The organism is Arthrobacter sp. H5 (genome assembly GCF_000520595.1).
In the GTDB taxonomy this organism is placed as follows: domain Bacteria; phylum Actinomycetota; class Actinomycetes; order Actinomycetales; family Micrococcaceae; genus Arthrobacter_D.
The window spans coordinates 1-11,792 of the sequence record NZ_AZSC01000281.1 but is presented as its reverse complement, the minus strand read 5'-3'; the positions used below and the strand labels follow the sequence as shown (position 1 = coordinate 11,792).

Genomic DNA, 11,792 nt, shown 5'->3' with positions numbered 1-11,792 from the left:
CGGAGTGTGTTGTAACCCTAGGGTTGCGAGACGCGCCTATACCCATGGGTAGCCCTCGGGAATCGCGCACTCGAACCCCACTCGCCCTTGGCTGCTCGAACCAGGGAGCGTGAGTGCTGAGAACCCCGCACCTCAGCGGGACTGTTCGAGTCCGGTTCGGTATGTCGCGAGGTTGATCCCACCCGGCAACTGCTCGACGCCAATGGCTTGCAAGTTGCGGGGTTGAGTGCCGTCACCGAAGAGCGGAATTCCGCTACCGAGGAGAATCGGATTGATCTTCAGCTGGATCTCGTCAATGAGGTCTACAAGCTGGGCAGCAAGCTCGCCGCCCCCGCAGAGCCAAATGTCGAGACCGGGCTCGTCTTTGAGTTCTGCAACACGCGCGGCAATGTCGCCACCCATAATCTCGACACGGGGCGACTCGGGTAGATCCTGATGTGTGACGACAATCTGCCGTAGATGTGGGTAGGCACCATCGGTCAGGCCGGCCTCCACCGCCGGGGCATGGGAGCGGCGACCCAAGAGAACTGTGTCGAAGCGGCGCGGCTTGCTGGTTACGCTTAGCGCTTCACGCAGATGCCCCGGGCAAGTTTCGGGGTACCGGGTGAACAAGCTTGCCAGCGTTTCCTGATGGACGGGAAAGCGAGAGAAGTCGCCTGCCGGGTCGGCGATAAAGCCGTCGATGGAGGTGGCGACGAAATAGACGAGTTTGCGCATGAGTACTCCAATCAATACAACTGTTGTAGTTGTGTTCAATGTACAACACCTGTGTTGATTGGGGTACTCTGTCAGCATGGCTTCGAACCCCCGACGTAGAGCGGCCGTCACTGACGCAGCTCTCGTCATCCTCGGACGCGACGGTGGGCGGGCCTTGACCCACCGGGCCGTGGATGCGCTATCTGACGTCCCATCGGGCACCTGCGCGAACTATTTTCCAACCCGTGCAACACTCCTGCTCGCCATGGCCAAGCGCATCTTTGACCGACTCGAGCCTGACCACAATCGCCTCACGCAACTTGAGCAAGCGACGGAGAAGGACGCGTTAGCGGAGTATGCCGGCTACGTCGTCGAACGACTCATCAGAAATCCAGACATGGCACGAGCCCTTATCGAACTGCGCCTCGAAGCTTCCCGCGACCACGAAGTGCACGACGCACTCGCGCCATTCCTGCGGCAAGGCCTGAGCGACGACCTCGAATTCCACCGGGTCAGAGGCCTTGGCGACAACCCGCGCGTCGTCATTCTCCTCCACCACCTGGTGAACGGCATCCTTCTAGACCACCTCACGATCCCTCTTGATCCTCAGAGCGACCCCGTTGCCACCGCTAAGCAAGCAGCCCGATCCATCGCCCCCGGTTCGTAGATGTTTCCCCACCAGGCGGAAGGGTGAAGCGACTTCCATCTAGCCAAAATTGGGCCAAGATGTCGCATAACCTGAGTGTCTTTTATCCCATCGCTTGCAAGACGAGCGAATCAGACGGATTCATGCCACGGGTGGCAAGGATCTCTGTGGTTCGGCTGGTAATCAACGATGTCTTACCCCCGGACAACGAGCCAAAGTCGTTAGCGCCGGATCCTGTTCCATTGTTCGTGATGGGCCTTAACCGGTCGGCGCCAGGCCGGTCATTTTGGCGCTCACTTTCCATAGCTGTGCCGCCGTGGCCTGGTCGTAGCTGGCGCTGGAGGATCGGCGGGGCTTTCGGCGGGCGAAGAAGCGGCCGTTTACATCTGTGAGGTCAGGTGCTGAGGCCAGATGGACTGGGGTCGCGGCGCCTTGGTCTGCTGTAAGCATGAAGGGGCGCAGCAGCGGGACGAGCAGCCGCTGGGCGCGGCCGGGGTCCTCCGCTCCGAACCCTGTGCTCACCATTCCCGGATGCAGGGCATTGGCTGTCACTGAGGTGCCTTCCAATCTTCTGGCCAATTCGTAGGTGAACAGTAGGTTCGCGAGTTTGGATTGGTTGTAGGCGCGGGCTCCGGAATAGGATTGCTCGCCCTGAAGGTCGTTAAAGTCGATGTTCCCCATGGCTTGTGCGTTGGAGGATACGGTAACCACCCGCGCGGAGCCGTTTAGTTGCAGCCGCTCCAGGAGGAGGTTGGTGAGCAGGAACGGCGCGAGATGGTTCAGGGCTAAGGTGTGCTCGATCCCATCGACTGTGGTGTGGCGGGTGTTCCAGTATCCCCCGGCATTGTTAATCAGGACATCGATGTGGGGGAGGGTGAGTAGCTCGTCGGCGAGCTGCCGTACTTGGGCTTGGGAGGACAGGTCGGCGACGAAGGCGTCCACTTTTCCGCCGCCCGCCTTACGGATTGCTTCGCTGGCTTCTTTGGTGCGTTTGGGGTTGCGGCCGGTGATGACGACGTGGGCTCCCATCAGAGCCAGGCTATGGGCGGTCGCCCTGCCGATGCCTCCGGTGGCGCCGGTGACGACCGCTGTCTTACCTTCCATGGGCCTCATACTTTTGCGTTTCATGACCGGGCTCGTTCCGTGTGGGGTTGACTGGTGTTGGTGTAACTAGTGAGTGTTTCTGCGATGGCTTGATTCAGGGTAGTGGCGGTGACGCCGAGCCTTGTGGTGATTTTGCTGCTGTCAACGATGAAGGGTTCTTCGAACTGGTACTGCATTTCGAGGAGTTCACGCACGACGGGGCTGGTGATGGCCATGGCGCGCAGGAAAAATGGCGGGACCGCACGGACCTTGGTGCGGTGGCGTCCGGCTTGACGGTAGATGGTGTCAACGAGTTCTTGGGTGCTGCGCGTTTGGGGGTCGTTGGGCAGGTGCCAGATTTCGCCGGGCGCGTCCGAGTGTTCGCCCAGGACGGCGAGACCTTCACCAATGTCGGGGATGTAGGTGTAGGTGTGCGGCTGGTTCCTGTTGCCCAGTACTGTGCTGGTTTTGCCTGCCAGTGCTGCCGGGAAGACCCGGTCTCCAAGGTTTGATTGGGCTCCGCCGCGGGGTCCGAAGTAGTCGGAGGCCCGTCCGATGGCTATTTCGACGCGGCCGGCACGGTGGGCTGAGAGCAGTTCCTCCGCCATCCTGGCCCGGAGCTGTCCCTTTTTGGTGTGCGCGTTGTTTTCGCGGTCCTCGGTCAGGGTACGTCCGTCGGGGCGGCCGTACATGTAGACATTTTCCATGCTGACCAGGCGGGCGCCTTCGGCTTCCGCGGCCGCCAGCACTCCAGCCTGCAGTGCGGGGAACTGTGCGCTCCACTGGTGATAGGGCGGGTTCATCGTCTGGTAGACGACGGCGGCACCCTGGGCTGCGCGGGCAGCGAACACGGGGTCGGCGGCGTCTCCGGCGACAACTTCGACGTCCTGGGGCACTGGCGCTTTGCCTGAGCGGTTGACCATGCGGACGGTGCGGCCTCGGCGGCGGAGGGCGTCGAACGTGGCCAGTCCGATGGCGCCGGTGCCGAAGATGACGTGGAGGTCGGTATTCATGAGTGAACCTTTGCCGTGCTCAGGGCGATGGTGGGCTTGTTCGATGGCGGGACCGGTAGCAGCCGGTTCAGGATGAGGCCGGTAATGGCGGTGACGAGAACGGCTCCGCTGGCGCCGAAGACGATGAACTGCTGATCTACCGCGATTTTGGCCAGTGTGGTGACGGTCCAGCCGAGGCCCCACAGTGCAGGCATGGTGGCTGCCCAGATCCAGCGACGACGGCCCAGATCTCGTGGCAGGGCTAGTGCCTGCGCGAGGCCGAGGATGAGGCCGTTCAGGATTCCCATCAGGGCGAGATCGGGGAGGGACGTGCGGTAGCCCACGGCCGCGGCCCCGAGGGCAAGTCCGGCGCTCATGCCGAGGAAGGTTACCGGTATCCAGGTTTGGGGCCTTAGTCGGCGGCTGCTGGCCAGTGCCTGGCCGGCGCCGATGATGAGTCCTGCGATGGCCCCGCCGGTCACTGCGGACAGCGGGTTGTCGATGCGGCCGGTGATCATGGTCCCGGCGAATCCGCCCAGGGGCAGTGCCAGGAAGCTGGTGGTCCAGAGCAGCCAGGCGCGGATGGGGGTTGTTCGGGGAGTTTCGATGCGGGTCACGGGATCAGTTTCCTATGCCGGTTGTTGACGGCCGTGATGGTGTGGCGGTGATGGAGGGTGCTGTGGCGGTGCCGGGGGCAGGGCTCGCGCTGAGGGATGGCCTTGCCAGAATGCTGATACCAAGGGCTGCGATCCACAGTCCCCAGCCAGTGCTGCCAATGAAGCCGGCGAGGTCCCAGACAGGGAATCCGGGGACGGCGGTGGCGAGGATGTCTCCCTGATTGGGCAGGTAGACCGTGCTGACGGTGAGGCCTGCGACGCCGAGCCAGCGGGGAAGGATTCCGCTGCGCAGGATCATGATGCTGACGGCGGCGGACCAGGCGATGACCAGGAGTTGGCCCAGGTGCTCGCCCAGGAGCGCGCCGCCGAACTGGTGCTGGGCGGTCCAGGCAGCGGCCACAGCCGCCCGTGTTTGCCCGTCCCCCGTCACATAGGAGCCGGCCAGCGCCGGGACGACGAACACCCAGCGCAGGAACCCGATCAGGGACAAGAGCACAGAGGCTGCTCCCGCATAGGTGGCAACCTTCATCACCGGATTCCCGCGGAGGCCAAGGACCGCCGGCAGCAGCAGGATCGGGATGGTGAGGAGCCCATAGGTCCAGGCTGCGGCGAACCAGGTCCAGACGAGGGCAGGGCCGCCGGCGGCGAATGCGGGAAGCACCACATCGGCGGGTTCCCGAAGCACATCGGGCCAGTTGAACATCACCGAAAGTGCGGTGGCGGCTGCCGCGAATACCAGGGAGCCGAGGAGAAACAGCCCGCCGGTGACAAGCCGGAGCCTCGTTGTCGGGGTGGTGTTCATGTGGGTTCTTCCTGTCCGATAATGTTGTACACCGTACAAACTGTACGATGTATAATTAGTGTACACTGTACAGAAGAATGTCAAGAGAGGACGCTGAGATGACTACAGAAGCACGCAGTTCCAGGCCCGGCCCCCGCCGGATCCTGACCGAGAACGAGATCATGGACGCCGCACTGGACCTGCTTGATGAGGGGGGCGTGAATGCCGCGTCGGTGCGGGGGATTGCCGCCAGGGTCGGCGTCGCTCCGAACGCCGTCTACACGTACTTCCCCGACAAGGCGGCCATCGTTAAGGCCATTGTTGAGCACCTGCTCGGACAGGTTGATCTAGCCGTCTTCTCTGACCGCAGTGTGCCGTGGCGCCAGCGGATCGAATCGCTGGCATTGGAACTGCGGGAGCGGCTGACTGCACATCCGGGTGCGGTGAACCTGATGATTGGCGGACCTATGGATGGCCCCCGCGCGCTGGCGCTGAACGAACGTCTGATGGAGATGCTCCAGGATTCCGGGCTGGATGCCCAGGAGTCTGCCAGGGCCTCCTACCTGCTGATCGTCTATGTGTTCGGTTCGATAGCTTTGGAAGCCGCAGAGCTTGGTGATGGTGGCAGCGTTTCTTCGGAGGCTGAGCGGATCGCCGCACGCTACGAGGGCTTTTCGGCAATACCCGCCGGCGAGTATCCGCTGTCTGCCGCCGCGGCAAAGATCATGGCCACATATGTCTCCACCGAGCAGTACAGGTGGGGACTCCATAAAGTGCTTGATGGTATTGCAGGTGGGTGAGCGCAGGGCCGGACTTCAGCCCGAGCCATCATCGGCGTGCGTCCCGTCCGCCACCACCAGCCGGAAGGTCGTCCTTTTCGGGGCAACTGGGTTCATCGGGCGCTGGACGACCAAGGAGCTGCTCGACCTGGGAGCATCCGTGACTGCTCCTCTACGGGACCCGAAGGCAGCCGACGAACTGAGTGGCTGGTTCCGGGAACACGGAACCAGCATCGAGAATCTTCAGTTCATCCCGGTGGACTTCCATGCCAGGGACCTGGGGATCAGCGACGGGTCCCTTTCCTCGGTGATGCAAGGAGCTCCCGGCGACGTCATTAACGTCGCGGGGGCATATGCGTTTGGGATGCGCAACACCGAGGCAACCAGGGCCAATGTTGAATCCGCTGAAGCGATCGTCCGGTTAGCCGCCAGGCTGCCCAACCTTCGCCGGTTGGTGCATCTTTCCGGCTACCGGGTCGGAGGCCAAGACCCATCAACCCTGCCCTGGTCAGACGCGAAACGGCGCCGTCTCTACAGCCGGCTGGGGGCCTACGAGGCATCAAAAGTTGAAGGCGACGCAGTCGTGCAGGCCACCGCGGACCGACTGAACGTCCCTCTCACCGTCGTTAACCCTGCGACGGTGACCGGCCATTCCATCACCGGCGAAACAAACCAGGTCCTTGGGCTGGCAAGCACACTGCTGCAGCTGTGGCGGGGGGACCTGCGCGCGATGGCGGGAGGACCAGCGACTTTTGTCCCCGTTGTCCCCGTCGATTACCTGGCGCGGTTCCTGGCCATGGTGCCAACTGTTCATGCGGCGGAAGGGAAATCCTATTGGGTACTCGATGACAACACCCCGTCCCTACCAGACCTGCTGGCTTTGCTTGGAAATCACTACCGGGTCAGGGTCCCGCGCCTAAGGGTCCCTGTAGGCATCGTAAAAATGCTCCCTGCCAGCCTGAGCGGCATTGAGCCAGAAACACTGAGCTTTCTATCGACCAACCGGTACCCCAGCGGCACCGCCCGGGAACTCGCACAGCAGCACGGGCTTGAATTCCCCGACACAATCACCTCGCTGAAACGCTGGGCCGACTACCTCGCAGAGCACCACTTCACGGTCAAGGTAACTTCCACTCCCAAATTTTAGCCATTGGTGGGAGTCTCGACCTCCGCCGGGTCCAAGTTTCAGCTGTGACCGTTAGCCGGAATGGCGGTTTTTACGGCTTCGTTTGTCGTGCGGGTCGTGGAGGTGCCAAAGCCTCACCGGGCGCCTGATGAAGTGTCCGTCAAAGTCCACGCGGGCACGATGGGGTGCCGCCGCCATCGTGCCCGTGACAGCAAGGTTCCCAAGGGCCGGGGATCCAGTTCTTCAGACCCCCGCAACCGCATCGTGGAGATTCGCAGGGATGACGGGCAGGACATTCGACACAACGGGGTTGTTCGGGCATGGCCTTCAACTTCGGCGGGCCCGCGGCATGGAGTCAGGGATGTCGGGACCCCGGTGCGGCAGGGACAGACACAAGGGCTTGGACCGTAGCGGGGATGACCTTCGCCGCCGCGTCCTCGCTTAGCCGTCCTTCCCGGATTTCCGTAGCCGCACCGTGGAGGATCGCGAAGAAGCAGGCCGTGAGCCATTCGGCTGGCTGGTCTGAGCGGAACCTGGCTTCGGCCTGGCCACGTTCAATGAGCCGGCGCACCCGGAGCATCGTCTGATCGTGATGTTCGCGTATGCGGTCGGCGCCGAGCTCCTGTTCGGCAGCGCCGAGGAGCCCATGGAAATTGTCAATGATTCGCCACGACGACGTGACGAGCAGTTCGAGCGCTTCCCGGGCGTCGCCGTCGAGATCCAGCGGAGCCAGCTGAGCATCCGCACGGCTTATGGTTTGCGCGGCAGCCGCGTCGAGGAGCTCCCTGCGTGAGGAGAAATGACCGTAGAGAGTTACCCGACCGACTCCTGCCGCGTGGGCAATCTCTGTCATGCTCACCCGCGGGTTCGCAGCCAGGCAGACCAGGGCGGCCTCAATGATTGCCGCACGGTTGCGTTGTGCGTCCGCCCGGCGGATTCGGTCGGTCGTTGCGTTCGTCATATATACACTGTATCTCAAACAGCTATGTTTGAGTTATGATAGGTCTTACACGCCTGTACACTGCACCCGCGTTATCCGTCACGGATCCCAGCCCCTAACCACTACGACAGGAAAAACCGTGAAACCGCTCTTGAAAGACCCATCCGTAACTCGTGCATTGATGTGGACCGAGGCCATGATTGCGGTGACGGTCGTCCACCACGTTTACAGGCTCGGCATGGAAGTGCTCATCCCGTCAGCCATCCTTCTTGCGTTGCCGGTGCTCCTGATGTGGTGGTACCGCCGAAGGCCGAGCCCTGCTGCCCGGTGGGTCTACACAGTGAACACCGGCCTGGTCTTCCTGTATTTCGGCATAATTGATGGCTTTCTGGACCACGTGCTGAAGGCGCTCGGTCTGCAGAACACCACGTTCCTGCCTGGCAGCGACGCTGACGTTATCAAGACGGTCTACCACCTTTGGTCGCCCGAAGCCGGCCATCTCTTCTACGAGTCCACCGGCATATTGACCTTTGTGGTCGGTCTTGGAGCCATCTACTTCAGCTACAGGTTCCTGCGGACCACCGGGACCAACTCTTCACCGGCCAAGAGAGTCTCCTCTGAGGCAGCTTCTCTGTGATCCCTCAAAGAGCGAAACCACCAGCCGTCTCCCGTACGCCGCCTTATCGAGGCGCGACCGATAACCGACTTCCTTATCGATGCCGGCTTTCCGGGCGGACCGTGTGAGACCATGCCGTCCTTCACGGAGGCATAAAACCGGGCACCTGCTGCCGCGGCGGGGACTTTATCCGCCGGTTGCACCCGATCCACCACGGGAGCAGCTCATGATGTGGCGCAGGCAAAGGACGGCACAGTGGTGTGCCAGGCGGGTTCTGACGTCGTTGCAACCCCCAAGATTTCTGGGAGTTGCAACGAGGCGTGGAAGGGCAGGTTCGCCAGCCCCGTGTCCTTGGCGTTGCGGATTCTGTCCTCACAGCGTGCCCGCAGCCGGTGACGGACCTCCAGCACGGCCAGCTGGCCCTTTGACTGGTTCGTCGCGATCGCCGTGTACCGGTGCCCGTCAATGTCGGTGATGCGCATCTGAGCGCCCACATGCGGGACTTCCTTGCGGACAATGACCCGCATCCCGGCCGGCCAGGAGGAGAGATCGAGCATGCCGGTGATGTCCGCGACCCAGGCGCCGTCGCGTTCAATACCGTCACTGTCATACGCGTTGGTCCAGCCGGATTTGGGAACCAGGGGCAGGATCTCTGCTACAGCACCGTGGATGGGGAAACCCACGGAGTAAGAGAAGTTGCGGTGATGGGCGGTTAGCCAGTCCAGGAAACCGTGCGTGCCGCCGGCAGAATCGGTGCGGATCATGATCTTCCGTCCCGACCGGTACCCCGTGGGTAGTTGCTTGACGGAATCCTTCACCACGTGAATGTGGTCCGCGACGGTGTTGGAGCCAGCGTTGCCAGGGCGCAGCAGCATGGCCAGGGGTTCCCCTGTTCCCTCGATGCCGTGGTCCAGGAAGGACGCCAGCGGGTGGAAGCCGAAGCCCTTCTTCCATGTCGGGCGAGCGTCTTCCTTCTCAGAGTGCGAGTTCAAAAGGGACGCGTCGAGGTCGATGACCAGCGGGTTCTCCGCGGTGACGGCGTAGAGCGGTGAATCCTTCCCGGCCTGCGCCCATACGTGCGCACGCGCCGCGGCACGGGTCTTGTTGATGGCTGCCAGCGCCTTGGCCGGCTGCACCGTTGAAAGAACCTTGAACAGACGACTGATCGTTGGATCAGAGGCCACCAGGCCGTACACCTCGGGCTGGTTCCGTAGACGGTCCACGTCGGAAACGGCGTCCCCGCCGGTGGCCAGCGAGAGCGCTAGATCAGTGAGGATTTTGCCCGGGTCGTGGGTGGCGAACGGTTTGCGCCACGGCTCCAAGGCCATAGCCAAACCAGCCGTGATGCCCGAGGCTTTCGCCATCGACGTCAGGATCGCCCCGCCCGCCTGCGACACCACTCCATCACCGGTGGAATCAACTCGGACAGAGGGGTAGAAACCGGTAAAGTAGCTCACCTGCAGGGTGCCCCTTGATGTATCTAGGAAATGTTGTGTGGTAACTACATTTTCCCACGTCAGAGGCACCTTTCAGGCTTTAATTACGCGCCACAGTCACGCCCGCATGAAAGCCCGAGGCTAACGTGTGCAGAATTCCACCGTCCGGCATCAACCCAAGACGAGTGAACGGAAAGGAGAATATGGCATCGGTAGTCATGAAGATGTAGTCACAGGCAGTGGCCAGACTGCTGCCGAGGCCCACTGCCGGCCCATTCAGCACTGCGATGGTTCCCTTTGGTGAATCCGCGAGCAATTCGATGAGGACCTGAATCTGCCTGAGGCGAGAAACGGCCTCGCCCCTATCCTTGGGGGGCATGGCTCCGAGATCACCTCCAGAGCAGAAAAAACCGCCTGCCCCTTTGAGGGTGATGACGCGGACACCTGGGTCCGCATTAGCTCGCTCGAGCACCGCGATGAGCTCGACGCGCATCTGTGTGCTTAAGGCGTTCCGTCGCGGCGGATCGGTGAGAGTCACCTCCGGCCTGTGTCCTCGCCTATGTGTGATGATAAAAGCCAATCGGAACCTCCCATCCAGAAACACTTTGACAGATACGATTGAAAACTTCTAATACTCATTTACAAAATAATTCATAGTGAATTTTTATCAATTTTGGTCGCGCCTCACTGCTTCACGGTGTCGCCCTCATCGTGGAGTCGATGTTCCGAAACAGAATGTCGTTTTTCGCAGTCGTCTGCACGGGCATCCGCGAAAGTACAGGGGTTGTGCAGACGAGTGTGAACAGTTGAGTGTTCGAACCCGTCTGCACAACAGGCGTTCCGTATCGAAGTCGTCTGCACTCCCACGCTCTGCGGCGGTGGAAGATGAAAATATCGCTTATGGGGTGGCAGGAACCGCCAATCGAAGCTGCAAAATAACCGCCGTTTGTCCCTAGGGCACGGTGCGCTGACTCCGGTCCTCTTGATGATGCCCGTGCAGGCGACTTCGGACATTCCGTGCAAACCACTTCGAAAAATGACAACAGTCACACATCCGGACACCTCTCAAATTTGGATCACAAACCAAGTGCGAAACATGTATTGTCATAAAGCGAGGGTGAGACGGATTCTGCGACCTTCGGGACTGGGGGAGGACGACATGGATCGACCGGAACGCCTCGAGGGCGTTGAGGAACCGAGGCTGGTTACTGAGGGTGTGATGCTCGGGTACGCGCGAGTGCCAACGGTGGACCAGAACCTTGAGGCACAGCGTCAACAGCTGGTCGACGCTGGCTGTTATGACATCTACGCCGATCATGGTCGGTCCGGTGCGACGATGGCCCGCCCGCAGCTGGAGTTATGCCTGCGCGCGTTGCAGCCTGGCAACACACTCGTGGTGACCAAACTTGACCGCCTTGGACGCACAGTGCGTGGTCTCGTGGACCTGCTGGACACACTGCACGAACGCGGCGTGATGTTCCGGTCCCTGTCCGAGGGCATTGACACGACGACCCCATCGGGGCGGCTGATGTTCAACATCATCGCGAGCGTCGCGGAGATGGAGCGTGAGCTGATTCGGGAGCGGACAAAGGCTGGCCTCGCTGTCGCCGCGGGGAAGGGTGGCCGTCCACCACGGCTGCAACCGCATGACGTCGTGGAAGCCCGCAGACTCAGGGACCAGGAGAAGCAGGCGGTGGAGTCAATCGCGAAGAGGTTTAAAGTCCATCGGTCGACCATCATCCGTGCGCTGCGCACAGACGGTCTGGCAGGCGCTGGGTACGGTGGAAGCAGTATTCCAACCGGTACCAGGGGGACGTCCGATGGCGCGATCAAGCAAGCGCAACCAGATTGATGGTCAGGCAAGTCTCGACGCATTTCTTTTCGCACCACCAGAGGAGGTTCTCGATGAACAAGTACGGCAAGTTCGCGCAGGAGACATGGAAGATGACCGCGCCGTCGCAGTACGCGCTGATCCCGGACCCGGAGGAGTGGTTTCGGAAGCTGGGCGAGGAAGCGATGCACCAGGTAGGGGAGTTGCAGTACAAGCTGGCGGGACCGGACCCGAAGGGCGAGACGTATC

Annotated in this window: 13 protein-coding genes; 5 read left to right on the top strand and 8 right to left on the bottom strand. The window is 61.7% G+C overall.

Annotation, left to right across the window (positions count from 1 at the left end):
- Nucleotides 1–132 precede the first annotated feature (132 nt).
- Nucleotides 133–756: a dihydrofolate reductase family protein gene (locus Y708_RS21865; RefSeq protein ID WP_253905633.1), complete on the bottom strand. Its 624-nt coding sequence runs from the start codon at nt 754–756 to the stop codon at nt 133–135.
- Nucleotides 757–793: 37 nt separating this feature from the next.
- Between Y708_RS21865 and Y708_RS0100065 the strand changes: the two genes are divergently transcribed.
- Entirely contained in the window at nt 794–1,363 is a 570-nt protein-coding gene (locus tag Y708_RS0100065) for a TetR/AcrR family transcriptional regulator (RefSeq protein WP_028278372.1), read from the top strand.
- 237 nt (nt 1,364–1,600) lie between these two features.
- Here Y708_RS0100065 and Y708_RS0100060 read toward each other — a convergent pair whose 3' ends face one another.
- The 4 genes from Y708_RS0100060 to Y708_RS21855 are packed head-to-tail and all read right to left on the bottom strand — an operon-like array spanning nt 1,601 to nt 4,836.
- Nucleotides 1,601–2,446, bottom strand: a complete 846-nt coding sequence (locus Y708_RS0100060; RefSeq protein WP_028278371.1) for an SDR family oxidoreductase — start codon at nt 2,444–2,446, stop codon at nt 1,601–1,603.
- Between the two features lie 20 nt (nt 2,447–2,466).
- Nucleotides 2,467–3,438, bottom strand: a complete 972-nt coding sequence (locus Y708_RS21860) for an NAD-dependent epimerase/dehydratase family protein (RefSeq protein ID WP_051478185.1) — start codon at nt 3,436–3,438, stop codon at nt 2,467–2,469.
- Nucleotides 3,435–4,034: a hypothetical protein gene (locus Y708_RS0100050; protein WP_028278370.1), complete on the bottom strand. Its 600-nt coding sequence runs from the start codon at nt 4,032–4,034 to the stop codon at nt 3,435–3,437. Before Y708_RS0100050 ends, Y708_RS21860 begins: the two co-directional genes overlap by 4 nt.
- 4 nt (nt 4,035–4,038) lie before the next feature.
- The gene (locus Y708_RS21855) at nt 4,039–4,836 is read right to left on the bottom strand and encodes a DUF4386 domain-containing protein (RefSeq protein WP_081746377.1); all 798 of its coding nucleotides are present in this window, start codon (nt 4,834–4,836) and stop codon (nt 4,039–4,041) included.
- 98 nt (nt 4,837–4,934) lie between these two features.
- Here Y708_RS21855 and Y708_RS0100040 point away from each other — a divergent pair, with 98 nt between their 5' ends.
- Entirely contained in the window at nt 4,935–5,615 is a 681-nt protein-coding gene (locus Y708_RS0100040) for a TetR/AcrR family transcriptional regulator (RefSeq protein WP_028278369.1), read from the top strand.
- Nucleotides 5,551–6,741, top strand: a complete 1,191-nt coding sequence (locus tag Y708_RS21850) for an SDR family oxidoreductase (protein ID WP_311133339.1) — start codon at nt 5,551–5,553, stop codon at nt 6,739–6,741. The genes Y708_RS0100040 and Y708_RS21850 overlap by 65 nt, the downstream gene beginning before the upstream one ends.
- Before the next feature lie 334 nt (nt 6,742–7,075).
- Here the strand turns inward: Y708_RS21850 and Y708_RS0100030 are convergent, their stop codons facing one another.
- Nucleotides 7,076–7,681 (bottom strand): TetR/AcrR family transcriptional regulator, encoded by a 606-nt coding sequence (locus Y708_RS0100030; protein ID WP_028278368.1) that lies wholly within the window; start codon nt 7,679–7,681, stop codon nt 7,076–7,078.
- A gap of 118 nt (nt 7,682–7,799) precedes the next feature.
- Here Y708_RS0100030 and Y708_RS0100025 point away from each other — a divergent pair, with 118 nt between their 5' ends.
- Nucleotides 7,800–8,297 (top strand): hypothetical protein, encoded by a 498-nt coding sequence (locus Y708_RS0100025; protein WP_155853575.1) that lies wholly within the window; start codon nt 7,800–7,802, stop codon nt 8,295–8,297.
- A 203-nt stretch (nt 8,298–8,500) separates the two neighbouring features.
- Here the strand turns inward: Y708_RS0100025 and Y708_RS21845 are convergent, their stop codons facing one another.
- Together Y708_RS21845 and Y708_RS21840 are read right to left on the bottom strand one after the other, a co-directional pair.
- Complete coding sequence (locus tag Y708_RS21845; protein ID WP_162150415.1) at nt 8,501–9,733, bottom strand: IS1380 family transposase; 1,233 nt, start codon at nt 9,731–9,733, stop codon at nt 8,501–8,503.
- Nucleotides 9,734–9,812: 79 nt separating this feature from the next.
- Entirely contained in the window at nt 9,813–10,250 is a 438-nt protein-coding gene (locus Y708_RS21840) for an enoyl-CoA hydratase/isomerase family protein (RefSeq protein ID WP_162150414.1), read from the bottom strand.
- Between the two features lie 621 nt (nt 10,251–10,871).
- Here Y708_RS21840 and Y708_RS21835 point away from each other — a divergent pair.
- Nucleotides 10,872–11,564, top strand: coding sequence for a recombinase family protein (locus tag Y708_RS21835; protein ID WP_081746373.1), 693 nt, complete (start codon nt 10,872–10,874; stop codon nt 11,562–11,564).
- Nucleotides 11,565–11,792 lie beyond the last annotated feature (228 nt).

Coding starts and splice junctions, on each gene's coding strand:
- Y708_RS0100065 (WP_028278372.1), top strand. CDS start 794: ATGGCTTCGAACCCCCGACGTAGAGCGGCCGTCACTGACGCAGCTCTC.
- Y708_RS0100060 (WP_028278371.1), bottom strand. CDS start 2,446: ATGGAAGGTAAGACAGCGGTCGTCACCGGCGCCACCGGAGGCATCGGC.
- Y708_RS21860 (WP_051478185.1), bottom strand. CDS start 3,438: ATGAATACCGACCTCCACGTCATCTTCGGCACCGGCGCCATCGGACTG.
- Y708_RS21855 (WP_081746377.1), bottom strand. CDS start 4,836: ATGAACACCACCCCGACAACGAGGCTCCGGCTTGTCACCGGCGGGCTG.
- Y708_RS0100040 (WP_028278369.1), top strand. CDS start 4,935: ATGACTACAGAAGCACGCAGTTCCAGGCCCGGCCCCCGCCGGATCCTG.
- Y708_RS21850 (WP_311133339.1), top strand. CDS start 5,551: ATGTCTCCACCGAGCAGTACAGGTGGGGACTCCATAAAGTGCTTGATG.
- Y708_RS0100030 (WP_028278368.1), bottom strand. CDS start 7,681: ATGACGAACGCAACGACCGACCGAATCCGCCGGGCGGACGCACAACGC.
- Y708_RS21835 (WP_081746373.1), top strand. CDS start 10,872: ATGGATCGACCGGAACGCCTCGAGGGCGTTGAGGAACCGAGGCTGGTT.